22 protein-coding genes and 1 riboswitch are annotated in these 26,286 nt (G+C 42.2%); of the genes, 7 read left to right on the top strand and 15 right to left on the bottom strand.

Features of this window, described 5'->3' with window-relative positions; translation table 11 throughout:
• Nucleotides 1-106: 106 nt before the first annotated feature.
• The 4 genes from QSH61_RS08085 to QSH61_RS08070 form a co-directional block, all read right to left on the bottom strand.
• Entirely contained in the window at nt 107-604 is a 498-nt protein-coding gene (locus QSH61_RS08085) for an RNA polymerase sigma factor (protein ID WP_174169024.1), read from the bottom strand.
• Between the two features lie 244 nt (nt 605-848).
• Nucleotides 849-2,462, bottom strand: coding sequence for a sensor histidine kinase (locus QSH61_RS08080; RefSeq protein ID WP_227387192.1), 1,614 nt, complete (start codon nt 2,460-2,462; stop codon nt 849-851).
• Between the two features lie 31 nt (nt 2,463-2,493).
• A complete protein-coding gene (locus tag QSH61_RS08075; protein WP_206472983.1) occupies nt 2,494-3,297 on the bottom strand; it encodes a PhnD/SsuA/transferrin family substrate-binding protein in 804 nt (267 codons plus the stop codon).
• Between the two features lie 119 nt (nt 3,298-3,416).
• Complete coding sequence (locus QSH61_RS08070) at nt 3,417-4,304, bottom strand: LysR family transcriptional regulator (protein ID WP_206472755.1); 888 nt, start codon at nt 4,302-4,304, stop codon at nt 3,417-3,419.
• Between the two features lie 107 nt (nt 4,305-4,411).
• Here QSH61_RS08070 and QSH61_RS08065 point away from each other — a divergent pair, with 107 nt between their 5' ends.
• Entirely contained in the window at nt 4,412-5,074 is a 663-nt protein-coding gene (locus tag QSH61_RS08065) for an FMN-dependent NADH-azoreductase (protein ID WP_206472753.1), read from the top strand.
• A 146-nt stretch (nt 5,075-5,220) separates the two neighbouring features.
• Here QSH61_RS08065 and QSH61_RS08060 read toward each other — a convergent pair whose 3' ends face one another.
• The 7 genes from QSH61_RS08060 to QSH61_RS08030 all read right to left on the bottom strand — a co-directional run bounded on the left by QSH61_RS08060 (nt 5,221) and on the right by QSH61_RS08030 (nt 14,208).
• Nucleotides 5,221-5,835, bottom strand: a complete 615-nt coding sequence (locus QSH61_RS08060) for a MarC family protein (protein WP_010604523.1) — start codon at nt 5,833-5,835, stop codon at nt 5,221-5,223.
• A gap of 355 nt (nt 5,836-6,190) precedes the next feature.
• Nucleotides 6,191-8,875, bottom strand: coding sequence for a DUF349 domain-containing protein (locus QSH61_RS08055; protein WP_206472751.1), 2,685 nt, complete (start codon nt 8,873-8,875; stop codon nt 6,191-6,193).
• Nucleotides 8,865-9,146, bottom strand: coding sequence for a YeaC family protein (locus QSH61_RS08050; RefSeq protein WP_010604521.1), 282 nt, complete (start codon nt 9,144-9,146; stop codon nt 8,865-8,867). The genes QSH61_RS08055 and QSH61_RS08050 overlap by 11 nt, the downstream gene beginning before the upstream one ends.
• A 2-nt stretch (nt 9,147-9,148) precedes the next feature.
• A complete protein-coding gene (locus QSH61_RS08045) occupies nt 9,149-9,475 on the bottom strand; it encodes a hypothetical protein (protein ID WP_010604520.1) in 327 nt (108 codons plus the stop codon).
• Between the two features lie 108 nt (nt 9,476-9,583).
• Nucleotides 9,584-11,254: an alanine/glycine:cation symporter family protein gene (locus QSH61_RS08040; RefSeq protein ID WP_174169027.1), complete on the bottom strand. Its 1,671-nt coding sequence runs from the start codon at nt 11,252-11,254 to the stop codon at nt 9,584-9,586.
• Between the two features lie 135 nt (nt 11,255-11,389).
• Nucleotides 11,390-12,517 (bottom strand): M14 family metallopeptidase, encoded by a 1,128-nt coding sequence (locus tag QSH61_RS08035; RefSeq protein WP_174169028.1) that lies wholly within the window; start codon nt 12,515-12,517, stop codon nt 11,390-11,392.
• Nucleotides 12,518-12,762: 245 nt separating this feature from the next.
• Complete coding sequence (locus QSH61_RS08030; RefSeq protein WP_010604517.1) at nt 12,763-14,208, bottom strand: glyceraldehyde-3-phosphate dehydrogenase; 1,446 nt, start codon at nt 14,206-14,208, stop codon at nt 12,763-12,765.
• 188 nt (nt 14,209-14,396) lie between these two features.
• Between QSH61_RS08030 and QSH61_RS08025 the strand changes: the two genes are divergently transcribed.
• Nucleotides 14,397-15,197: a DUF2989 domain-containing protein gene (locus QSH61_RS08025; protein ID WP_206472749.1), complete on the top strand. Its 801-nt coding sequence runs from the start codon at nt 14,397-14,399 to the stop codon at nt 15,195-15,197.
• Nucleotides 15,198-15,258: 61 nt separating this feature from the next.
• On the opposite strand, the gene QSH61_RS08020 is transcribed toward QSH61_RS08025, so the two are convergent.
• The 4 genes from QSH61_RS08020 to nhaD form a co-directional block, all read right to left on the bottom strand.
• Nucleotides 15,259-16,584 carry a sodium-dependent transporter gene (locus QSH61_RS08020; protein WP_206472747.1) on the bottom strand — a complete coding sequence of 442 codons (1,326 nt, stop codon included), beginning with the start codon at nt 16,582-16,584 and terminating at the stop codon, nt 15,259-15,261.
• Between the two features lie 79 nt (nt 16,585-16,663).
• On the bottom strand, nt 16,664-17,194 hold the full coding sequence (locus QSH61_RS08015) for a DUF924 family protein (protein WP_206472745.1): 531 nt from the start codon (nt 17,192-17,194) through the stop codon (nt 16,664-16,666).
• 122 nt (nt 17,195-17,316) lie between these two features.
• Nucleotides 17,317-18,663 (bottom strand): lysine-sensitive aspartokinase 3, encoded by a 1,347-nt coding sequence (gene lysC / locus QSH61_RS08010; RefSeq protein ID WP_206472743.1) that lies wholly within the window; start codon nt 18,661-18,663, stop codon nt 17,317-17,319.
• A gap of 88 nt (nt 18,664-18,751) precedes the next feature.
• A riboswitch (Lysine riboswitch) is annotated at nt 18,752-18,922 on the bottom strand.
• Between the two features lie 145 nt (nt 18,923-19,067).
• Nucleotides 19,068-20,315 carry a sodium:proton antiporter NhaD gene (nhaD, locus tag QSH61_RS08005; protein ID WP_174169031.1) on the bottom strand — a complete coding sequence of 416 codons (1,248 nt, stop codon included), beginning with the start codon at nt 20,313-20,315 and terminating at the stop codon, nt 19,068-19,070.
• A gap of 156 nt (nt 20,316-20,471) precedes the next feature.
• On the opposite strand from nhaD, the gene QSH61_RS08000 reads away from it, so the two are divergent.
• From QSH61_RS08000 to darA, 5 genes are all read left to right on the top strand, one after another.
• Nucleotides 20,472-21,716 (top strand): MksB family condensin complex protein, encoded by a 1,245-nt coding sequence (locus tag QSH61_RS08000; protein WP_206472742.1) that lies wholly within the window; start codon nt 20,472-20,474, stop codon nt 21,714-21,716.
• Nucleotides 21,717-21,720: 4 nt separating this feature from the next.
• Nucleotides 21,721-22,269, top strand: a complete 549-nt coding sequence (locus QSH61_RS07995; protein WP_206472740.1) for a condensin complex protein MksE — start codon at nt 21,721-21,723, stop codon at nt 22,267-22,269.
• Nucleotides 22,266-25,043 (top strand): Mks condensin complex protein MksF, encoded by a 2,778-nt coding sequence (locus QSH61_RS07990; protein WP_174169034.1) that lies wholly within the window; start codon nt 22,266-22,268, stop codon nt 25,041-25,043. Before QSH61_RS07995 ends, QSH61_RS07990 begins: the two co-directional genes overlap by 4 nt.
• Nucleotides 25,044-25,150: 107 nt before the next feature.
• The gene (locus QSH61_RS07985; protein WP_010604509.1) at nt 25,151-25,702 is read left to right on the top strand and encodes a DUF4136 domain-containing protein; all 552 of its coding nucleotides are present in this window, start codon (nt 25,151-25,153) and stop codon (nt 25,700-25,702) included.
• 388 nt (nt 25,703-26,090) lie between these two features.
• Nucleotides 26,091-26,267, top strand: a complete 177-nt coding sequence (gene darA, locus QSH61_RS07980; protein ID WP_157782782.1) for a darobactin family peptide antibiotic — start codon at nt 26,091-26,093, stop codon at nt 26,265-26,267.
• The last annotated feature ends 19 nt before the right edge of the window (nt 26,268-26,286 follow it).

Below are 26,286 nucleotides of genomic sequence, written 5' to 3'. Positions count from 1 at the left end.
TCTTATAAAAATCCGCTTTAGCGTAACGGCGAGCATTAAGATAAGTAGTAACTGAAAGGTGTTCGTCATACTTTTTATGTGCGAGCAGCGAAAGTGCCACCTGAACTTAACGAGACAGTACCTCTTTACAAAAGTTGATTGCTACGGTGAGACGCTTTTCTACATTTGACAGGCTAATTGCTAACTGTGTGGCAATATCTCGTTGTTTAACACCCTTGATGGTGTACATAAAAAATATCTGCCGGGTTAACAATGGCAGCTCGTCCAGTGCCAAGTTTATGCAACGAAGCTCACACGAGCTGATATGGCACTTTGAAATATCGGCTATTTGACTATCAATACATGTCGTCATGTACGCTTTTTCATACTGGGTTCTAGCCTGTTCAGTACGGAAGTAATTAATGACTTCATTGTGGGCGGAGCGATACAGATAGGCAGTTGGATTTTCTACATTTCGATTTGTTTTCATCTTTAACAGCTTTTCAGCAATGATTTGTAGAATATCTGACGCTGTATCTGAGCAACCAAGCTTGCTAGTCAGAAAACGTTTAAGTGCACATTCATTTGAGGAGAGTGACTGTAATATTTCTTGTGAATACATCATTTATAAGTCAACACGCAAGCCCTTGCAAAAATTGCGAATGATAATAATTACCATTTATGAAAATTGCAATACTTCTGAGATATAAAGCCTAAGTGGGTGAAGGTAATCCATCACCCTTTATTTAGAAATCCTTTGTCTCAGGCTCACACCAACTGATATTCATTACCAGAATGCGGATCTGAACTGCGGATAATTTATACTTGAGTGTTGAATAACAAGGGCAAGATCAAACTGCTTTTCGAGTTCAAGGAGAAACAGGCAGGGTGATAGTAAAACAGCTTCCAATCCCAACCTCACTTTCTACTACAAGCTCGCCACCATGCTCTTTAATAATGTCATAACTTATTGAAAGGCCTAAGCCTGTCCCGTTGCCAATGGGCTTAGTCGTAAAAAATGGGTCAAATATTTTATCTTTTATTTCTTCGGGGATCCCCACCCCGTCATCTTGAATTCGGATCAGTACACGCTGTTGTTCTAGACTTGTTGAGACGCGGATCTCTCCTTCGCTTTTCAATGCCTGAGCCGCATTGATCAGTAAATTCGTTAATACTTGAATTAGTTTACCTTGATTACCGAGCACTTGAGGGACTTCATTCAGTTGTGTGATCACATTAGCATGATATTTGAGCTTACTCTCCACCAGATTTAACGTTGTCTTAATACAGGCGTTAATATCACAAGGTTGCAATTGAATAGTATCTGCCCTTGAAAACTGTTTGAGGTCGTTCACAATCGCAGACACTCTTTGTAGCCCAGTCATCGACTCGTCAATAAGCTCAGTACAATCGCTATTAATAAAAGCAAAGTCTTTGTCTTGAATAAACTGATTAAACGCTACGAGTGTACTGGGTTCAAGTTCAAGCTGAATCGCACGCTTTGCAAGTTCGGCATAATCGCCATGATAGTGACGCATCACATCGAGATTACTCATGACAAAACCGAGCGGATTATTTATTTCATGGGCAACCCCGGCGGCTAATTGACCCACCGATGCCATTTTTTCTGAGTGAACAAGCTGTTGCTGTGCGGCTTCAAGCTCTCTATTGGTAGCCTCAAGCTGCTGATTTTTCTGATTCAGTTTTTCAGTTCTTTGCGCCACTAATTCTTCTAGATGTTTATTTAGCTCAATCAAGTCATGCTTATATCGCTCTCGACGCTCATGCTCTTCGGCTAAGGTTTGTGATAGCTCATCAAACGCCAAAGATAGCTCTTGTAACTCATCTTTACTCTGTATTGGTTTCCATTTGAAATCAAACACGCCGTTTTTGACATTCCGAGCGATAAATTTAGCTTGATTCTTCAGTATATACAGATTGGTTGTGAGATATATACCGAGAAAATAAGAGAAAATAGCAACTAACGCCATTTCAAACAGCGCGATGGAAACCGTCCAGCGTTTTACCTCTGACATAGCTCGATTTATGGTGCCAATATCTATGCCTATTTGAATGGTGCCAAACAGTGTCCCACCCTCAACAATATCAGCATGAATATCAAAAATACCGTCGGTAACTGTTTCAACTAACGTATCACCTTCAAATGTACGTTCTTTTAAGCGCTCGTTACCTGCAAAAGAAAGAGTTTGGTTTTCACCATCGATGACTTTAACGTAAAGGATATCTGGGTTACTTAATAACTCATTGGTAAAAGCATCCAGTGTGGCCAAATCGTATGACAGCACCGCATCTTTGGTCGCACTCGCAAACAGGCTTGCGGTTGTCGTTGCGCGTTTATTCATGGCGTCATTTGCAGACTCCATCATAAAATCAATCACTACAAATATGAGCGCACTCAACAACACCGCTTCAATAATAGCGGTGCCAATCATGGTTTTGAGTCTTAACGATAGCCTTTTCATTCAGTTGTGGGGCTTCTTAATAGTCCGCGTACTAATTGCCAACTAAGGTTTCTAATTCTAATGCTTTTACGTCTTGCCAGTCCTCGTTCGACGCCGCCATAATGCCTTTGAAATTCACCGCTTCGAGTAGCCTAATGCCCTCTTCACTCAGCTCAAGAGAGGTCAACGCCTCTACTAATCTTTGCCTTGCATCTTCTGGCATTGTTTTTTTTACGGCAAATGCATGGGGCGTATAACCTTTTGTCGTCCAGAGAATGTCGAGTTGTGATTTAATTTTGGGATCGGCGTTGTTGAAAGTACGCATAACACCACCGCCCGCTTTGACAAATCCTCTCGACACGTTGAGATAAACAGAATCATGGGAAGAGACATACCTTGGTGTAAATTCAATACCTTGTTTCACAAGTTCACCACGGGGCAAAATGCTTGCAGCGAATGCAGCAGGAGCCGGAAAAGCAAGCGTCTCTCCTCGCAACTGCGATAAGTCAGTAATACCCGTTCCCTTTTTAACCACGATGATCCCTTTGATCATTTTATCTCTTTGCTTGGCGATAGCTTGATAACCTGCCTGCTCATTAAATACAACAAAGTGATAGGGATTCATGTATGCCACATCATACTCTTGCTTCAACACCCGAGCTTCAAAGGTTGGTATATCTTTAGCGGTTTTAAACGTGTAGTTATCTTCGGTCTTATCACTGAGATAATCGAGAATAGGCTGCCAATTTTTGGCTAACTTATTTGCAGACTGCTGCGGCACAAAGGCGAAGGTATAATCACCACTCAAACATAAAGCGGGAAATAAAATGAGACTCATCAGCAGGATTTTTATCATCACATCACCACCTAGCAATAAACACTTTTCGAATAAGGACTTAAGCTCCACAAAAGTATAGATCAATATTAAAAAACGGCTTATTTGCTCATTGATAAAAGTGCCTGTCCTTTATCTTTTTATCTTATGTCCTTATCTTTGTTGGCCTTGATATTTTGTAACGCGCTTGCCAGCCAAATGGTAAACTGGTGAACAATCGCCGAACTCTTGCGATAAGTCGTTTGCCTGAGCCAATAGCCATAGCCTGAAAATTCCTCCATTGTTGGGCTTTTACTTAACCACCCCTGTATTACTGCTAACTCTGCTAATACATCGCTCAATAGTGCCAGCCCTTGCCCGGCCACAGCCGCCTGCAAGACAAAGTGTTCTTGCTCAAAATAACGCAAGTCATAATGGCTTTCGTCAATGTGCGCTCGCCAAGGAATATTTTCAAGCCCCGTTTCGTCTTGCCAATGGGTGAGAAATAGTACAGGTTTACCTTGGTCTGGCACCCGATAATTTGGGCTAGCATAAAGCCCAATTTTCTCGGTAATAAGATGAGTTTCATTAGAATTCGGATCCGCTTTGCCATAACGCAGGGCGATATCAATATGCTTCTCTTTATTTAAATCAATGAGTTGATCGCTCGCGCATATTGTGACGGTTTGGTTTGGGAAAGCATGATTAATGGCAGCCATATTCGGAGCAAGCCAAAGTGCAGCAAATGAATTACAACATGAAATAAGCAAATCATTCTTTTGCTCGGTAAAATCAATAAACGCATTATCGAGCATATTGAGTGAATCAATACACACCTTTGCAAGTGCCTGTCCTTGTAGTGTTAATTGCACTGCTCGCGTTTTTCGCTCAAAAAGCTGAACCCTTAACTGTGATTCCAGTGACTTTATCTGATGTGACACTGCCGTAGGCGTAACATTAAGTACCCGCGCCGCATCTTTAAAGCTCAAGTAGTGCGCAGCAACCGCAAAGGTTTTTATGTTATTCAAAGACGGTAAATGTGTGAACATAGCAAACCTATAAGTTAGTTTATCTCATCTATTTATGGATTCTTCTCAGTTGTCACATTGCTCTCGCAGGCACAAAATAAAACACAAGACACAACTGGAGAAAAGCCATGAAAAACATTTTATATATAAGTAGTAGCGCAAGAAAGTATAGTGAGACGAGTTCGCAACATCAGTCAATTAGTCGGATGTTAGGTGAGCAATTTTTGACAAAATTTAGCTGCTTCACACATGAAGTGGAAATCACCCATCGCGACCTCTCCGTGAAACAACCTGCATTCATCGATGAAGCATTTATAGCGGCTGCATTTGCAAAAGGCGTGTTGAGCGAAGAGCAACGCTTAGTACTCGCTGAGTCTGACGAAATTATCAAAGAAGTGACCAATGCCGATATTATCGTGATCGCAAGCCCTATGTATAACTACGGCATGCCTGCCGTGCTAAAGGCTTGGTTTGATCTGGCGATCCGAGTAAATAAAACCTTCAGCTTTGATTTAGCACGAGGTGATAAACCACTTGAGCCAATTTTATCGGGTAAAACTCTCGTATTACTGGCATCTTGGGGAGAATTTGCATTTAAAAAAGGTGAGTCACAATATCATTTGAATCATCTAAGTAGCCATATCGAGCAGTTGGCTCCATATTTAGGTGCTGAGGCGTTTTATGAAATCGCATCTGAGTATCAAGAGTTTGGAGATGACAGGCATAAGCACTCAAAACAACGTGCTATTGATGATGTACACAAACTAGCGCAAATACTTAGCGCTAAGTAAGAGCACAAGTGAGCGTATTACGCTCACGCAGCTTAGTGCTTATAGCAATAGGTAATCTTACTTTCTGAGTTTGGGCTTTCCTTTTAAACTGATTTGGATTATTACAGTAGTAACCACATTGATTAGCATGCATATACTTAATGAAATCATAGCGCGTTTTCTACCCACTTGCTGACGCCAATGGCTTCCATAATGAACTCTACTGATAATGCTGCGAGTATCATGCCCATAAGTCGAGTAAGTAGTGACGCTCCTGCAACTCCGATAAATTGAAGTATTCGCGTGGAATAAAGTAACATTAAAAGTGTGATAAATAATACAACCAACATAGTAGTAGCTGTAACTAGCTGTTCTTGAATGGTATAAACGTGATTATCAGTAATTAAAATTACTGCCAAAATTGCACCAGGAGATGCAGTAGAAGGTATTGCTAAAGGAAAAACGGAAATATCATGCATCGGCTCTTTCGTATTCTCGCTGGATTCTTTAGAAAAAACCATTTGTAATCCAAATAAGAACAATATAACTCCACCAGCAACCTGAAAAGAAAGTAGGCTAATACCCAAAGCTCCTAATAGAATTTGTCCAATAATTATGGACCCTATCAAAATGATGGAAGCATAGGCTATAGTTTTGATCGCCGTTTTCTTACGTTCTTCAGTAGAGAGATTAGCTGTAAGCGCAACGAATATCGCCATAGTGCCAATAGGGTCGATGGTGACCCATATGGTTAGAAAGTCGTGCAAAATTTTCTCAGTCATAAACCGCTTCCAATTTAAATTATCTAGGGGTGTAGAAGCTTGCCTTTCACTTATTATCAATATCTTACTAAAATTAACAGTATCACAAGTTGTTATAGATAGATCTATAAAATAGCTTTTCTTAACTAAATTTTTCGTGCTCATTACTAAAGCTGATATCAAGCAAGTTAATCATGTCTGATGAACTTAAGATTTAGGTGGGTTTGAAAGTGATTGAGCTTGTATCAGGCCGAAATCAACGCAATCCAAATATATAATCAACAAAGTAGCGATAACAAGGAGAAAAATAATGGAAGGTCTTGATTCGGAAAGAGGCCAACTCAAACCGCACGGTTTAAGTTGGCTGTATAGGAAGTTAAGCGTTTAAGACCGCCAATAATCTCCCCTTTGAAGTCACTATATCGGCTTTTTCAGCCTCAGCTAGATAACTGATAAGGTAAGTCTCAAGGCTGCTTTCTTCACCTTGCAGTTTTGCATCCAGCATCGCGACTTGCTCAGACATTCTTTCGCTTTGCAACGCTTCCGGTGATGACTGATTCGTTAAAATCTCAAGCCTCAATAGCAACTGAGCAGCGTTTAGCGAGGTTTTATTATTGCCTTGCCAAGAGCTAGGAATATCACCGTCAGTGTCTACTGCTTCCACCAGTTCATTGAACTTTTCACGACGCTGTGAAGAAAATAGATCATCTAATTTCGACTTCACTTGAGACAATAAACGATTCTTTTCTTGCTTCAGTCCTGGCACTACAATAAACGTATTGAGTTCGTTACGAATAGCAACCAGTTCATTTTGAGTTACCGCTTCTATGACCTTGTTGTCGAACTCTGCTAACAACTGACGCTGCTCGGCTTCCTGCGACTTCTCCTGTGCTTTTTGCTCTGCATATTGTGCGCTGCGCTTTTCAAACACGGCATCATTATGGGCACGAAATGCTTTCCACAGAGTATGCTCTTGTTTGGCACCAGCAAAACCAATTTGCTGCCACTGTTTTTGCAATGATTTCAGTAAGTCACAAGCTGCTGCCAAATCTTCAGCCTCTAGCTGCTGCTGTGCAGTTTCAACTAGCTTGGTCTTTTCAACGGCATTGGCTTGATGGAAGGCTTTAAGTTTCTCGTAAACCGCTTGATGGTGCTCACGGTAAATCGAATTCAGCTTTTGATAGACTTTGGCATCCACATTGCCAGCATTTTTCCATGCTTTGGCTAGGCGATTAAATTGTGCTTCAACTTCTCGCCAATCAATACCTTCGTTATCCAAAGTACCAAGCAGCGCTTTCACTTCCTCGATCAGCGCTTCACGTGCAATTTTTGCCTGCTCACGCTGTACTTCTTGCTCCGCAAAGTAAGTGCGACACGGTACAAACAATAATTCAATTTTTTCATCAAATTGAGCGGCTTGTCCCTTTTCCTGTTCCGTTTCAACATGACCAAGCTCGTTCCAACGTACTCTAAGTAATTTTACTTCCTCAGCACGCTTAACTGGGTCAACCGCCTCCTCAGCGAGTTTGTTATCAAGCTCCGCAAGCAATTCTTCACGTTTAGGTGTAGCAGCATACTTTTGCCAATCTTTAAGATCTTTTAATGCTTGAGACAAGCTTTCATGCTGGTTTTCGAGCTGCTTTTTGTAGCTTGGCGTTAGCAACTCAAACTGCTCGATAAAGCCATTAAAAACGCCAAATGCCACGTTAAATCGGCCCTGATCAATTAATCGTTGCACATCGCGTGCTTTCTTCTTCGCGATTTTGAGTACTTTTTCTTGCTCATTTTTCAGCGGCTCGATAGCTGTCATAAACACTTGGCTTGCATCTGATAGCTCAGCTTTTGCTGATCTATGCAATACCTTAGGCAGTGAATCTAGTGCTTTACGCGCTGCAACATAGCGGTCTTTTTGTGCTTGCACTTGGGTATCAAGCGATTCTAATGAAGTTGGTACTTCAACTGCTTTCAACTCTGCTAAGGCATTATTGAAGGTTTCACTTGCAGCAATAAGTGCGGGCAAATCGGCAAGATCACGCTCAATATTTTGCAGTTTTCGGGTGAACTCGCCAAGCGCTTCAACGGTGACATATTGAGGTGCAGACACTTTGCCTTTTAATACTTCACTACGCTTAACCAGTACATCGTGCGAGGCTAAGTCTAGTGTTTTACATGCAATTTCGACCGATTTTTCAATGGCTTCAAGTTCAGCAGTTAATTCAGCAACCTCTAGGGCTTCATTTTGCTTTTGCATTAACTCAGCTTGCTGCGCTTGATGTTTAACTTGTAACTCATTGAGATGACGGTTTAATTTATCTGCTACTTGTTGATACTTTTCATCTAGTGCAGTTACCGTTTCAGCATCTAACCACTTAAGCTCAATGCTTTGCCACTGTGCAAATAACTGTTGTGCTTGCGCGTTCACAATTTCATAGCTTTGCTTATCTCTTAGCGCGTTTAACTTGGCAAGTACAACCCGCGTTTGCTCAGCAACTTGAGTAGGCATTTCTTTTGCTAATCGCTGCTGCTCCAGTGATCCAGTAAGAGAAGTCAGCGCTTCACCTTTGGCTGCTTTTAGGACACTCTTTTCAAGTGAATGCTGTGCAATCAGTTCCAACATAGCGATCTGAAGTGCTTCATCACCTTCTTTGAAGGATTTTTCGATTAACGTGGCGTTCGCAAGGCGCTTAAGCAGTTTAACTTTGTTCGTTAAATCGGTTTCAATTAACGCGACTTTCTCAAGCGTTTTAGCTGGTGCATAGCGTTCAATGTATTCATCACGAATGTTGCTCTGCAGTGCGGTGTCTTGATTAATAACCGCACTCGAAATTTTCTGCTCAGCAAGCTCTTTTAGCTCACTATCTTGCTTATAAACTTTCCACCAAAGACCAAGGTCATTTACCTTAGTAAGTACCTTTTTTCTGATCTGTGCAGACTCGTCCTCAAGTGCTAGCGTATGTAGTAAAGTTGCGTCTTTGCTTAAGTCTAACTTGTCCACTGCTTGTGAGCGAACGTCAACCTTAGGGTGTTTCCATTTCGGTGTAAAAAGGTGTTTAAAGATCATTTTCACTGAACCTAGCTATTTCGTTGTCGGCTTTGAATTCTTGTTGTAATTCGCGTTTGGATTTTTGCACCATTTCACCTTTTTCGTTGATGGTGAACTGCTCATTGGACTTGGCTACTTTTGCTTGATATAGCATGACCAACTGCACGGTTTGCTCTTTTTGCGCATCACTTAGCGACGTACCATCAGGCCACTTTCCAGTTGACGCGCCGTATTGCAAACGCTCGAATACTTCAGGGGTAATATTTTGAACTAAGCTATCTACATTCATTACTACTTTTTCTTTTTCAAAATAACGAGGATGACTCGATTAATTAAGTACCAAACCGCACCTATGCCTATAGCGCTTTTGCTTGCGATCATTTCAAACGAGTTAGGTTCAGGCTGCTGCCAATAGATATATAAGAATCCGCCTAGCACTAAGATCAGTGCAATAAACGAGTAATTCATTACTGATTGCTGACGTTTTACACGGTTTCTAGAGGCCGCTCTCTCTCTGTCTTCTTGAGAAAAGTCTGCTAAATTGGTTTCACAATGCGGGCAGGACTTATGTTTGGAGGAAATAGATTTACCGCAGCTTGGGCACTGTGCTATTGCCATCGTGTTACTTCTCCATAATACAAAAAAGGGCACCTGTGAGGCGCCCTATTCTACTACCTTTGCAAACTCTTGTCCTTAAATGACAAGATAATTTTAATTAAAATTCACTCACTGTTTGTGTTCTTTGTTGAAATCTTCCCAGTATTCTTTAACTGAAGATTTCATTTCTTTTCTGAGTAGTAAAATACCAAATAAGTTAGGTAAGGTCATCACTACAATGGCCACTGCAGCCAACTTCCACACTAGTGTCGTATCAGCAAACGACGCCCAGAAGAAACCTGCAACATAGAATACGCGATATGGCATGACCGAGCGGCTACCCAGAAGATAAATCATCGCGCGGTCGCCATAGTATGACCACGCAATTGCCGTAGAAAACGCGAATAACAACAAGCCAATCGAAACGATGTATTTACCATTTTCGCCCAAATAACCTCGGGTAAATGCTTTGGTTGTCAGCTCTGCCGAATGCACTAAAGAGTAACCAATCACGCTGATGCTATTGTCTGTTGGCAAGCCGTCTTTCACTTCGACGGTACCTGTGTACTTGTGACGCTCTGTAATACCAAAACGTACTTGCTCACCAATAGAACGCGAGTGGATCACGGTAAAGTTTTCTGTTACCGCCTTACCCTGTACGACTTCAATCTCACCATTGAAAGGTTTGACAGTATGCTCTTTTTTACCATTCAAGTAGGCGTACAATGCATCTCGGTCTTGTTGATTCGATTCGTCATATTTACCGTCTAAGATAACCATAGACGAGCGCTCAAAATGAGTTTCGAACTTTTCGGTCCACACACCCGATGACAAAATAACCAATCCCGTCAAGGTACAGATAATAATTGTGTCAATAAACGGTTCAAGAATGGAAACCATACCTTCAGACACTGGCTCATCGGCTTTTGCCGAGGCGTGCGCGATTGGCGCTGAACCTTGACCCGCTTCGTTGGAAAACAGACCTCGGTTAACCCCACGGTTAAATGCATACGCAAAAGAAGCCCCTAAGAAACCACCCGCTGCCGCAGATCCCGTGAAAGCATCTGTAAATACAGAAAGGAAAGAAGGAACGATATTCTCAATGTTGTAGAAAATAACGGCAAAAGAGCCAAGAATATAAATCGCAGCCATTAATGGCACAACGCGAGAAGTGATGGCAGCAATACGCTTGATACCACCAAGAATAACCAAAGCAAGTAGAATAGAAAGCACCGCACCTGTTGCCATCGGTGCAAAACCAAAGGTCGCTTCCATACCTTGAGCAATGTTGTTGATCTGCGGCAAACTACCTGTACCAAATGAGCTAATCACAGTAGCAATTGCAAACAATACCGCTAGCCACTTCATGTTTAAGCGGCGATCCATATAATACATTGGACCACCAGCCATTGTGCCATCATCTGTTTGTACACGGTATTTATGCGATAGCGTGACTTCCACAAATTTGGTTGTCATACCAAAAAAGGCCGTCATCCACATCCAAAATAATGCTGCTGGCCCGCCGATTGAAATTGCCAGCGCCACCCCACCAATATTACCAGTACCAACTGTGCCAGAGAGTGCCGTTGCGAGTGCTTGGAAGTGTGTGGTATCCCCTTCTAGGCCCTTTTTATCATATTTTCCGGTAACGACTTTACAAGCATGTTTGAAATATCGGATCTGTGGAAATTTCAAGTAGATTGTAAAAAACAAACCTACCCCTAACAGTACATACGGGAACCAAGGTGAACCACCTAACATTCCATCCAAGCTATCTAATAAGCTGCCTAACGCATCCACGAATATTCCCCTTTATTGTTGTTATTACACCCTGTTGAGGTGTTCTACCTTATTATTTTTAAATATTATTTTGTTGTTCTTTTAAACGCACAAAAATAAGCGGGTAATCAATATGGTGATTACCCGTCTTTAAGCTTATCTTAAGTCGTCAACCACATTTAAGATTGCAGCTAAGGTGTCTTGACCAAACTGATATGAGCGTCGGTCTGACCAACCGAAGTATGGATCCGGCAGATTTGCATTATCCTTAAACGGCATTTCAACGGTATAAGCCAACGCTTTGAACGCTTCACCAACAGCACATGATGCTACAGTAAGGTTTGCTTCACCCGGTGCATCTTTATCGTAACCAAATTCATCTTGGAACTCAGGTGTGATAGTTAACAGTGCCGCCTTGAAAGACTCTTCCAAACGCTGTAGGCGCTCATCATAACTCGGAATACCTTCACTGCCCGCAACGAAGTTATACGGTAGTGCTTCGTCACCATGAATATCTAGGTACATATCCAACCCAGTTTCATGCATTTTATTTAATACATAATAAACTTCAGGTGAGTTCTCAAGTGTCGGGGTTTGCCATTCACGGTTAAGGTTAACGCCTTTTGCATTAGTGCGAAGATGACCACGAACGCTGCCGTCCGGATTCATATTTGGCACGACATAAAATATCGCTTTCGATAACAGTGCAGCAGCATGTGGGTCTTCGTCATCCAATAGTTTGTGAAGTAGACCTTCAACAAACCACTCTGCCATCGTTTCACCCGGGTGCTGGCGCGCCGTGATCCAAATCTTTTTCTTCTCATCTGACGGCTCACCAATAGTGAGTAAGCTCATATCACGGCCGTCAAGTGTTTGACCTAGCGTCTCTACAACGCACGCATCGTGGGCTTGAGCCCAGTAGACTAAGTCTAAATGGCGCTCATAACTATAAGGAGCAAAATAAGCAAAGTAGGTATGAACACATTCAGGCTCAAAATCGATAGTTAATGTGCCATTCTCATAACGGGTTGGCACACGGAACCAAGTTTGACGATCGTAAGATGCAACCGCATGATAGTCATCCCAACCTTCAGGGTATGCTGAGTTTAGTAGTTGGTTGATATGAATTTTGTGCTCTAAAAAAGGCGTAGACTCAAGTCTAAAGTGAAACCATTGAAAAAAGTCAGACTCATTGTCTTTATTGATTTCTAGTTGAATATCCGCAGGTGATTCTGCTTTTACCACCTTGATATTACCACTATCGAAATTACTCGTAATGCGCATAGGTTTCCCTAAATAAGTTAAAAACTGTTGTGTAAATACACTGTTACCATACTCAACTTTGCTTCAGTCTAGAACAATATTAAGCCTCAAAAAGAGGTAATACTGTGCCTGCCTTTGCACAAAGTTAAGGTGTAACTTTTTGTTAGCTAATTGTAGCTGACCTATCTTTGCAAGCCTACCACAACCAATTTGTTTCAAAAACTAAAAAAGCCAGCTGGTGCTGGCTTTTTGTCGTAAATTTCGTGTTAGCGAGGTAGGCTCGGGAATTTTACTTCCGCCATGTCTTGCATTACACGTACAACCTGACAGCTGTAACCAAACTCGTTATCGTACCATACGTAAAGTACTACGCGGTCGCCATCAACGATGGTTGCTTTTGAGTCAACCACACCTGCATAACGGCTACCCACAAGGTCAGTAGACACGATTTCTGTTGATGCAGTGTAGTCAATCTGGTCACGTAGTTCAGAGTAAAGTGAAGACTCACGAAGGAATTCATTTAGCTCTTCAGCAGTTGTTTCTTTACCTAGGTTTAGGTTAAGAATTGCCATTGATACGTTTGGTGTTGGTACACGAATTGCGTTACCAGTTAGTTTACCAGCAAGCTCTGGAAGTGCTTTAGCAACCGCTTTCGCAGCACCGGTTGAAGTAATAACCATGTTCAATGCTGCACTACGACCACGACGCTCAGCTTTGTGGTAGTTGTCGATCAAGTTTTGGTCATTGGTGTAAGAGTGAACCGTTTCAACGTGACCATTCTTAATACCAAACTTGTCGTTAAGTGCTTTTAATACCGGTGTGATTGCGTTAGTTGTACAGCTTGCTGCAGACACAATCTTGTCTTCAGACTGAATGTCTGAGTTGTTAACACCATAAACGATGTTTTTGATGTCACCTTTAGCTGGCGCTGTAAGTAACACTTTAGACGCACCGATTGACTTAAGGTGCTTACCTAAGCCATCTTCGTCTTTCCACACACCTGTGTTATCTACGATAAGCGCGTTTTCAATACCGTATTTTGTGTAATCCACTTCTTCAGGTGAGTTTGCGTAGATAATCTGAATGTAGTTACCATTTGCTTTAATCGCACCTTTTTCATGGTCTACTGTGATTGAACCATTGAAAGGACCATGAATTGAGTCACGGCGCAATAAGCTTGCACGTTTCTCGAGATCACCATCGCGGCCACCGCGAACAACAATTGCACGAAGGCGTAAATCAGCGTGAGAGCCGCCACGTTCGATAAGTAGGCGTGCTAATAAACGGCCAATGCGACCAAAACCATAAAGAACGACGTCACGAGGTTCTGGACGTGCACCTTGGTTTAGTAATTCTGCAAGTTCTGCATTTAAAAACTCTTCGATTGAGCGGCCTTCACCTGCATTTTTATAAATGTAGGCATAAGCTAGCTTACCAAGGTCAACACGACCTGGTGCTAATTCCATTTTGCTGATCACTTCTAAGAATGGAAAGCTTTCACGAAGACGTAGTTTACGCTCTTCAAAGCGTGCTACTGTTTTGTGTGCTTTGATAACATCAATGGTGCTTGCGCTCACAAGAGGACGACCGTATACAGAGATTTCAACGCCTTTGTTACGGTATAGACGACCGATTAGGGGTTGCATGCTTTCTGCATAATCTTGACGCTCTTGCCAGCTGTTTTGATATTCTTGCTCGTGAGATAAGGTCATTTTTTCTGCCTAATAAACAATTTTCTTTGAACGGATAGCCCGAATGGGCACGGCTATTCTAATTTAAACTGCCGTGATTCTCCACTGTTACCGAACAATTCATTGCGTTAAACTAGTAAACTATTAGCTCTACCCTGTTTATTCGGGCGTAACCCCCTATAATTATAAAAAATCATTGAGGTCAAACTATGGCGTTTAAAAAGTCGCTAGTCTTTGCAGCGTTACTACTTGCTGGTTGCGACGACACCCTAACCTTGAACCAAGTGTGTAGCGAAACGCCTGGTTTTTGTGAAGACTTAAATAAAGACAGTCACTGTAAAGACGAACGTGCGTCGCTAATTTACGCGCGCTACCACGAATACAAGTCTCCAACGGACGAAAACAAATATGACTTGTTGCAAAATTTAGAAAGCTACAACCAATGTGTTTCTCGCGCCGCCAAAATTGAGCACATCAAGTTAAAAGAAAAAACCACTTCACGAGTGGAAGGTCATCTCACCGCACTAAAAGAAATGACGCGTATTTACAATGAAACAAAAGGCAGTAACCACCCAGGCCTGCTCTATTATCATTGGTCTCGTAACAGTGATCGCACAGCAATGAACAAGCTACTGAATATGCAAGACGACCCTAGGGTCCAAAACGATCCCGAAATTCAGCTTTTCCTCGCAGAGTTTTATGCCAAAGTAGATGACGATAAAACCGTTGATATTCTCTACCGCGTATTAGAGCTGAATAAAAGAGGTCATACCCCTAACCCAGAAATCTATTCATCTTTAGTCAGTATTTTCTACAAACACGAAAAGTATAAGCACGCATATACTTTTGCCCGAGTGGCCCAGCTTTCTGGGGTTGAAGATATTGATATTATTCCAGTAACAAACCAACTGGCTTCAATGGGCAAAGATTTAGCCAACTTAGATTCATTGGCGCAAAGAACTTACGAAAGCATTCAAGCTGGGGAGTTTGTTTCCCCACGAGATTTTTGAGCTTAGTTATAAAAATCAAAACGGGAAGCCAATGCTTCCCGTTTTTGAGAATAAATGATCACTACTTTGCCAGTGCTACGTTAATAAATACCGCGGTCATTAAGATTGGGCAAACAAATCTAACGTACTGAGCAAACCAGTAATGTGCACCACGGGATTCTAAGTGGAGCTGATTACCGCGCTTCCAAACCCAGCCAACAGTAATAAAGTAGAACAGCCCCATCAATGGTAGCTGATATTGCGTGAATAGACTGATCACCAATTCGAACAACCAATCAAAGTTTAGAATAATCGTGCTCGATGCTAATAAGATAACTAACGTAACCAACCAAGTCGCTTGTTTACGTTGAAAGCCATGGTTTTCAACCAAGAAAGATACCGGAATTTCTGTTGAAGAAATGGTAGACGTTACCGACGCAATAGACATAAGCACAAAGAAAGTCAGGCTAACTAATAATCCCATTTCACCCATATTGGCAAATAGCTCGGGTAAAATGGCAAAAATCAACCGGCCTTCACCGATTAATTTGCCGTCTTGAAATACTTGAACACCATTTTGCTGCGCAACGAATATTGCAGGGATAATAAGTAAACCGGCCAAAAATGCGACACTGGTGTCTAGCATTGCAACACTAAACGTCAGCTTAGGTAGATTTTCATTCGGTTTTAAGTACGAGCCATAAATCATCATGCAGCCCACACCCAACGACAACGAAAAGAATGCCTGCCCCATCGCCGCAATGATCAAGTCAGGATCGCTAATTTTTGAAAAGTCCGGAATTAAATACGTTCTAAACCCTTCTGCTGCACCGTTTAATGTCGCCATATAGCCAATAAGGCAAAGCAGTAATACCAGTAACAACGGCATAAGTCTGCGCGACCAAGCTTCTATGCCTGATTTTACGCCTTTAAGAATAATGCTCGCAGTCAAAATTAACATTAGTGGCGTAAAGATAAAGTTTCTCAGCATCGAATCACCGCTAAGAAACTGATGAGCAGCATCTAGTTCAGCCATTTGCGCAAGAGGATCAAGTGCATGAGACAGCATCCACCCAGCCACAATGGAGTAAAAGCTAAGCATCACGATAGCACCAGCAAGGCCGATATACCCCGCCGCGGCTCCTATTTTCGGATTACCTTCACGCCAGGCTGTCTTAAGTGCTTTAACTGGGTTTGCTTGTGCCTGATGGCCTAAGTACAATTCTGTGTAAAGTGCAGGTAATGCGAGTAAGAAAATTACCGCAAAATAAACCAGTAAAAATGCACCGCCACCGTGGTTTGCGGCTTGTGTGGGAAACCCCCAAATATTACCAAGTCCAACAGCCGCACCAGCTGCTGCTAACACAAAGCCAAGTCGGCTTTGAAATCCATCGCGCGTATGAGCCATGTCTGTAATCAATCATTATTTTTGTAGACGGCCGATTATACGTACTTCCACTAAAAATGCGAGAGGTTCGAGCCGTGCCTCAGAAACTCGAGTTGGGCGTCTCTAGAAAGTCCATTTCTTCTTCTGTTGAATCGCGATTGAGTATTTCATTTCGATGGGGATAACGGCCAAATCTATCGATAATTTTTTTATGCGCGACTTCAAAATCATAATTGGGCAGGTCGCGAAAATAATGATCTGCGGCACGATGGATGATGCGACTTTCGCTATGCATCATAGGTAGATATAAAAACATCAATTCAGTATCGTTGAGCTGGCGGTGGTAGCCCTTTTCGATGGCGTGTTGGGTGAGGCTTAGCGCCAATGCGTCACTGGCAAACGCCTCTGGAGTGTCTCTGAATATATTGCGTGAAAACTGATCTAAGATAATGATTTCACACAGCGCGCCAAGTGGTGTTGCTCTCCAGCTCGAAAGCTCACCTTGGTGCGCCATTTGGTGCAAAATACCGAAGCGATTTTTTATGATGCGATCAAAGTCCGCAGACTTCTTCCACCAATCTGATTCAGTGCATTCAACAAACCAGAATTCGTAGACGTCTTTATAATTCATGATGGCACTCCTAGGGAAAAACAAACTTGAAGGTCAGCAGACCCTAACCGTTATAAACAAAGTGCCATCCATTACTCAATAATGCAACTTTTTTATTAGTTCCTAAAAAACAATAAATTCACTTACGCAACCTCTAGTAATTTAGCATGAATTGACTGCACGACCTGATCTGACTCCTGCTGCTCAACTAAAAAGCACAGATTGTGCTTGCTCGCACCATGGCATATTAGTCGAATATTAAACTCTGACAACACATCCATGAGATTGAGCTGGCACTTCTTCAACTGGATCTCAGAACCTATCATGGCCACCAAAGTAAGATTATTTTCAACGGACACATGACAAAACTCGCCAAGTTCATCCAAACAAGCTTGTTCTAACTCTGGTCGAGAAGCATTCGGCGCATTATCCAGCGTAAGCGCAACACTAATTTCCGAAGTCGTTACCAAGTCAACCGATATATTGTAATTGCTTAAAATGGTGAAGATACGAGCCAAAAAGCCGCTAGCAAGAAGCATTTCAGGGCTCTTTAACGTCAATAGTATTTGGTTTTTGCGTTGTGTCACTGCGCGAATGCCTGCTTGCGCCGTTTTCTCTTTTTCAATCCAAGTGCCACCCGCTTGCGGATCACGGCTTGAACCAACAAATACTGAAATACCTTTACGACTCGCTGGCAATATAGTTGCGGGATGTAACACCTTAGCACCAAATGTCGCCATTTCTGCCGCTTCATCAAAACTCAAACGAGGAATAGGTCTAGCCTTTACACACAAACGCGGATCGGTACTGAAAATACCAACGACATCGGTCCAAATATGCACACTTGACGCGTCAATTGCCTCTGCTAACAATGCTGCACTATAGTCAGAACCGCCACGACCAAGCGTAGTCGTCTGGCCGTATTGGTCACTACCAATAAACCCTTGCGTCACCTGCACTGTGTCGCCAAGTAGCGCGACCAAATTGGTTTGCGCAGCTTCACGTGTAGCTGCAACATTTGGATTCGCTTTTCCAAATTGATTATCTGTTTTAAGCACTTTACGCACATCAAAGCGCGACGCCTGAACCTGGTTATTACGTAGTATTTGGGTAAACAAATAAGAAGAAAAACGTTCGCCAAAGCTCAACATTTCATCGCATTGCTGTCTGCTAAGTGCAGGTAAACTCGCAAGGCTTTCAAATTCACTGAAAGTTTGCTTGTAACCCTCAGCAAGATCAGCATCCAAAGACACTTGGTCGATAATCGCTTGCTGTATGTTTTCAACCGCTGCAACAACCGCTTTGCGCCCGGCCTCATCTTCCTTTTGTTGGGTTAGCGTTACAAGGTGATTGGTTACGCCAGCACACGCACTCACAACGACCACTCGAACATTTGGGTTGTCACGAACAATGTGAGCACAACGAGACATAGCCTCAAAGTCAGCGACACTGGTACCGCCAAATTTGGCTACAACATACTGCGAATTCATTTTCTCTCCTCTCGACTGTTGGCACAGTCAAATTTTATAAGGAGAACTCGGCATGGGATTTCTAAAAAGACGAACGCTTGAAATGACCTTTGCCAGAAGCTCTCCACCAATACGGTGACAGTTCCGAGGATTCAGCCTCGTAAACCGAAGAATCGTTGCGACGAGCAACTTTTCTCCTCGGCGAATACTTCCCTCACTAGTGGTCATTGGTCTCGTCACCTCACACTAACTACCTAAGCATCGCGCCTCTTCTGTTTATTTTGCCTTTGTTAATCTGAATAAAAGCAAAATAAAAGCCCGCAATAAATGCGGGCGATGTGAGAAAATTATCTTTTAGCCGTCTAGGTGTCAAGTTATTTATGAAAAACTTATCCCAAAGCGCTAAAAAATTAAATCCATTGGTCTTAAATAAGCTGACCCGCGAAATACGCGCCACTATATCCAATGGTATATGCGATAAGCAGGTAGATACTCATTTTAAGATAGCTTGAGAAGGTTAACGCTTTAACCTTACTCATTGCAATGATCCCCGCTGCAGAACCAATGATGAGCATAGAGCCACCAACGCCAGTCGCATAAGTAAAGGTTAGCCATTGCGCTGGAGTCATCGTAATATCTGCTTTTAATAGCGCAGCCGTCAAAGGCACGTTATCTACCGCCGCACTCATTAAACCGACCAAGTAGTTTGCGTATTCCGGTGCAAGATGCAGATATAAATCGGTAAACTTAGACAGTACACCGACCTCTTTCAACGCGCCAACTAATAACAGCACACCCACAAAGAACAACAAGGTGTCGTATTCAATTTCACGGATATAGTCGATGATTTTCTTATTAACGTCTTTCTTGCGCATCAAGAATTGCGCCATTAAGAACATCAAAGACAAGCCAAATAAGAAAGTCAGCATCGGCGGTACATGGTATTGCACGCTTAAGAATAACGTAGCAAAAATGGTTGATAAGAAGATGAGCGCAATGGTGATATCGGTCTTTTCAATTCTGCGTAATTCAGCCTTTTCAAAAATGATCTTATCATTCATGCCGATTGATAGCATCGCAGCTAAGATAAATACGCTAAAAATAGAAGGGGCAATTAGTAAAAGCAGATCAGGGATGGTTACTTTATCGGCCAAAAATATCATCAAGGTGGTTACATCACCGGTGATCAATGATACCCCACCGGAGTTAACACTGAAGATGATTAATGTCGCATATCTAATTAGCTTTTTCGGGTCTAATTTCAAAGACATGACTACAGCTAATGAAATAAGCGTCGCGGTGATGTTATCCGATATTGACGAAAATACGAATGCAAAAGCACCGACCAAAAACATTAGCTTGCGTTCGCTAATATGGGTTGGCATGATCCGGTGAACAATATTTTGGATAAACCCTTTTGAGTTCAAGTAGGCCACAAACGTCATGGCAGCCATTAAAAACAGCCAAAGCGTCGCGATTTCCAAAATGTTATGGTCTAGTTCAATTTGTACAATTTCTGGGCTTTGACCATGAATTGGAGAGATAAAGGCGATAATCCAACATAAAGTACCAAAAAAAAGCGTTGTTTTGGCCTTGTTTACGTGAATAATATCTTCTATAACGATGAGTATAAAAGCGATGGCGATCAGGGTTAGAATAATGGGCGTGACCATAATGCGCAAACAACCTGTAATTAAATGTAACAAGGGGTGGGTTCGATTTCGGGGCGGATTCTAGCACCATCGCAGGCCCCATGCCACGTACAATAAACATTTTGTGACAATTTGATGAAGTGGTGATGAAACTTCTCTACTACACACTGGAAAGTTATGATCCCAGCAAAAAAATTATTAAATACGATAAATGAACACTGGAGCGTACTCGAGCTACTTTTTAAACGATTTAAGCTCGCAGATTTCAGTCTAAAAGATGTACAAAACATCCTAAAGCAGAAAAATTCTAGCTGGTCGAGTGAACGGATATATAAAGAAACCAATCGATTACTCCAACAAGAAATTATTATTCCTTTAGCTAAATCTTCACAGTTAGAAATCAACCGTGCAATCGCTGACTTCGCCAGCTTTCTTTTACAAGAAGAAAGCCTCGGTTTAGCGGAAGAGATCACGGTGCTGGTAAAAGACTTAGAAAGATTAGGTAATCGCATCGCACAAGCCGGTGAAGAGGCTGACTACTCTGAGCTACGCCGCTTTAGCCGCATTATGGACGAACGCGTTCGTAAAATTGTTAAGCTGTTCGAGCATAACGAAAGCGCTATCATGAACTTGGTTGAACAAGCAAAGTCTGACACCTCAACGCTGTCTCTTGGCATGAGATATAAAGCCGTATTAGAAGCTTTTGACGAATATATCGAACCTATGTTGGAAATGGTTGATATTCATGGCCCTTTCCAACGCTGCTTCGATCAGATAGAGCTTCAGGTCAGTGAGCAAATTGACGAGATTGAACAATTAGGCCGTGGTGCTGCAGACAAACGCATGCTGGAGCAGCTCAGAACACGCATTTTAGATATGCACCTCATTGGTAGAGAAAGTTTAAGCCGCAGTGCCGATCTCCTCATGCCGTTACGTGAAGAGCTACGCCGCAATACACTCATTACGCGGCAAGCCTCTAAAGTCCTTGGACAAATTAGAAAGCGCGGTGTTGACCGTTTACTCTCACCAGTTCAACCAGAATTTGTGTCAGACATTCAACGTTTTAACCTTGGGCAAAAGCGTCACATGGTCGCATATATGGCAAGTCTCGTTGAATTTGAGCATGAAGAATATCAGCTGCCCGATCACGACGATGTGCCAGCTTATCAAAGCCCTAACATTCCAGATTACAACTCGGTAAAAACGAGATTTCAACAAACCGGTAAAAAGCGCCAGGCACTATTGGGCTTTTTAAGCGATAGCTACCCTGATCTTGAAGCAGACGAAATGCTGTTCCTTTATCAAAAACTGATCAACGAATCTGACTTGGCACTTAGCCAAGAGCAACAAAAGAGTAAGATCACTATCGCATCGCATACCTTCTCTTTATATCCATTTAGTGCCAAAGCAAAACAAGATTAGCATTATGACGACAATTAACTTAGACATGCTCAATGAACTCCAAGCCATTAATAAAAAACTGGTGAGCGGGTATCATATCAGTGAGCAAGACACTACCCTTTGGCAAGAGTTAGATCAGCAAATTGATAGCTATCAAGCGCTATTTTCAGCTTTAGGCCATGACTTACAGCACGATGCCCGTGGTTTTTATTATTTGGCAAGCGATGAAAGCACGCCAAATATGGGGAAAATTTCCCGTGCGATTGCCCTAACCATTTATATTTTAATTGAGCACTATGCCAACCAAGGTAAAGATCCGCTTCGCGTACTATTTGATGAAAGCTGCGATTTAGAGCGAATGCAAACCATAGTACAGCTCAATAAGCATCTTTTTGACCAGTTGGAGATTTTTTCGGGCTCAGATCTCAGAAAAGACGTGTTTTTACGTATGGTGAGACTGGGTCTAGCCCGTGAGGTTGAGCAAGGCTTTATGCTACTTGCACCGATTTATCGCTACATTGACGCGCTAATGGAAGTAAACGAAGAACAATATGATATTGAGGACGAGCTATGAGCGAGCAGTTGTACGGCCTAAGTAAACTCGCATTATTAAATACCGCCGGATACGCTAAGTGTGTCATTCCTCTGGATAAAAGTGCGTCTATCTGCGCCCCGAATAACACCGGTAAAAGCTCGGTGATCAACGCGCTACAGTTTCCACTTATCAACGATTTAAGACTGACTGAATGGGATGGCCACGATTTAGAAGAAACGCGTAAGTTCTACTTCTCTTCTGATCAATCCTATATTTTGCTTGAAGCCAACCTCCCCCACGGCGATGTGGTCATTGGCGTTGCGGGACTGGGTAAAATCGCCGGTTACGCGCATCAGTTTTTTTGCTATCAAGGCAAACTGAATCTTGATGATTACACCCAGGGTAAAAGTATCATCAAGTACACCAAGCTATTTAATCACTTACAGGAAAAACAACTTAAGCCTGTAGAGCTAAAAGCACAAGAACTTAATGCCCTGCTCACAGGTGGCGCCACACCATTTGATGGCGATATCAACCTGAAGATGATCCCACTGAATAATGTCCAAGATGCGCCTGTATATAAAGAAATATTCCGTCGTATTTTGAATCTGCACAAACTCGGTGCACAAGACGTAAAGCGCTTTATGCTCAAGGTGTTCGAACGCCATATGTCGAACTCGAAAGTCGATTTTTATGAAGTCTGGCGTCGCGCTTTTGATAAGGTTAACCGTGCGCGTCGTGAACTAAATGCGCTGGAGTCAATGCAAGAGCCAATTTCAGCCCTTGAGAAAATGCTTGAAAATGAGGCGGTATTAAAAGGTAAACTGGCGGCTTACGCACCGAAACTCGATTTAGCTTTGGTTGAATATGATAACTATCACAACGAGCAAATTGCAGAGCTGGCAACACAGCTAGAAGACATAGAAGCTGAAAAGCGCGAATTTGAGTCTAAGCAGCAGCTGTACGTCCAACAGTCTCGAGATATCGAGCGTAAACAAACCCAAATAGAACAATGGTTTACTGATTTCCACGCGTTAAAACGTGAATTTGAACTAACGAATCATGCAACGCTTAAAACCAATTTAACTCTGTTGAAAAAGGAATATGAGCAGCTTTCCTTCTCTATTAATAGTGCACAGGGGCAAAGTCTCCATACCCTTGATTTTCGCATCAACGAAACGCAAAAGCAGATTAAGAGTTTAAAACTGCAACTCAAGAACCTTGAGTTCAACCTGTTTACTCGTATGCGTGAAGATCTTTCTTTAAAAGAAGTGGAAGAGATCTCACGGATCTTGAATCCGGATTTGTTATCGTTTTCAACCACCTCTCAAGGTGAAATTGATATCACCGACGAAGATGCCTTTGGCGCATTTTTGGAGTCCCTATCTAAGTCAGTTCAAGGTGGTGAGCTTAAAGTACCTGGTGCTACCGTTAAGTTGAAAAAACTGAGTCCAGTACAAATGCAAAGCGGTGAGAACAAAGCCCAACTGCAAGCACAGCTGGAGTCACTACAACAGTCGCTTAACGACTTAAAGCAGCAGCGTGAAGTCGCCGCAAACGTCGCTGAAAAACAAAAAGAACGTGATGCTCTATATGATGAACTAATGGCTACCGAAGCGGCCATGAAACGCTTTGAGCAATATCAAACCATGTTGCAATCCGTCGATGCTCAGCAAGCACTAAAAGAGCAGCTTGAGATGGAACGTGAGCAAGTTGATGAATATTTACATGATATTCAGCGTAATGCCGGTTCGATTTCAGATCGCCGCTCTATCATTAAAAGCAAGCAAGACTTATTGGTACGCCAAGCCGACCGCTTAAAACAAGTAAAGTCAGAACGTATCGATCACACACTAGACCTATACTCGGGTAAACTGGCACCGTACGAAATCGAAATTAATCTTGATTTTGATAACCTGTCTGAAGTGACCCACCAGTTTAATAAAGACTGTAATGAGCTTAGAAACTTAGACGTTAATGTGCGTAATACCTACTTGCATATCTACAATGCTGGGATCACTAAGTTTGAAAACGAGTCAGACGTTACTATTAAGTATCAAAAGCTGATCAGCGCGTATCACAACCTAGATAACGAACGAGATGCCGTCGATAAACAAGCACGAGTGGCGCTCACTGAAGTGGCCGCAACCATTAAAGGACTGCGTCAAGACTTAGACCGCTTACGCCGAGAGATGAACAGCTTTAACAAAGGCATAAGCCAGCATCGTATCTCTAACTTGCAAGCGTTTAAGATTAATGTGATCCCTCGTAAAATGCTTATCGATAGCATAGACACCATTATCAGCACTTCAGATTTATACGAAAAAGGCGAAAGCTTAGACTTACTTAGCGAGCAGCCTAGCTCAGAAAAGTCCGTTAATGAGGCGAAAGATCACATCATCAAACTTGCAAGTGATAAAGCGGGATTGACGTTAACTGACCTCTTTGACATTCGCTTTGAAGTGGTCAACCGCGCGGGTGACATTGAACACTTCGATAAAATTGACTCGGCCGGCTCAAACGGTACACGGATCACCATCAAGCTTTTATGTGGCATGCTATTTATTCGCTATCTGTTATCTGATCAAGAGCAAGCAATGTATCGTATCCCGATTTACATCGATGAAGCCGCGGATATCGACCCACAAAACCAAAAGGCCATTATCGAAACCGCACTAAGCTTTGGGTTTGTGCCAATTTTTGCATCGGTGAAACCACAGATCAGCTGTGACTACCTAGTGCCGATCCGCAGTGTTGCACAAGGTAGCCAAAACTGGGTAGATGAAAAAGACTGGATAGAAGTGGAACATTAATCTCAAGTTAATGTCTTAGATACAATTATTAAAGGGTGCTTGTCTCTACCATTTAACGCCTTAACACGTTAAGGTAGAGCAAACATCCGACTAAGGAGTAAAGACACATGTTTAAGAATATTGTTATCGCCATTTTGGTGCTGATGTTAGCGGCCTGCGCCAAAACCCCTGATTGGGATTATGATAAGTCTGTACAATTCGCTAACTACAAAACCTATGCTTGGTCACCTGAAGCGGACCTAAAAAATAATGGTCGTGAATACCAAGTCAATGACTTAATGGAAAAGCGGATCCGCAGTGCAATTCAAAACGAAATGAGCAAACAAGGTTTCACTCTCACCGATCCGCAATCGGCTGACTTACTGGTTAACTATCACGCATCAGTTGATACAAAAATTGAATCTGACTCGCTTCACACCACGTATGGTGCGCGTTGGAATTACTGGGGTATTGGCTGGCAAACACAGACCACAACACGTGAATATGAAGTGGGCACGCTAGTACTCGATATGATAGACAAAGCGTCTAACCAGCTAGTTTGGCGTGGAGCAAAAGAAGGTCGCTTACGTAGCAATCAATCACCGGATCAAAGAACAGAGTCAATAAACAAAACCATCTCAGAACTATTGGCTAACTTCCCTCCCAAAGCACAGCATTAAGTTTTATAAGTGGAGTATGTATTACTCCACTTCTACATCTACATCTACATCTACATCTACATCTTCCAAAAATCTATCACCATAATGCAAACTCTAAAAATAGCCAAACAGCCCACCAACAAACCCATAAAATTAACATAAATTCAACACAACTTCATTCTCAGCGTAAGCTTCGCCATGCCCCAAGCTAGGCCCATCAAATAAAAAACCAATAAAAACTAACAATCCAATGACTTACAAAAAATTAAGTTAAAGAAAATAAGTGCAAACCAACGTCACACTCTAACAAGTTAAAATAAAAAATTTGACACTGCATTATCATTTAATGTACAAATATTTCGAGGATGTATCCTCAAGGTATAATTTAACTTTTAAGAAGGAATTAAAAATGATCGTTGAAGCACCAAAAGAAAAAATTTCTGTTGCAGAAAAACTAGATGCGTTAAAAGCTAGCTTTTCAGATCAAACACTAAATATTGCAAACGTTGACCAATCTCGTGTTGATAGCATTGCGATTGCTCCACCAATTACCGCTTGGAACTGGTCTAAGTCGTTCGAGAAGTAACCACCTTTTGGTTGATTAG

This window comes from Pseudoalteromonas sp. JC3 (assembly GCF_030291895.1).
Taxonomy (GTDB): domain Bacteria; phylum Pseudomonadota; class Gammaproteobacteria; order Enterobacterales; family Alteromonadaceae; genus Pseudoalteromonas.
Note: the sequence above shows the minus strand (reverse complement) of the source record. Positions and strands in the feature narration are given on the sequence as shown.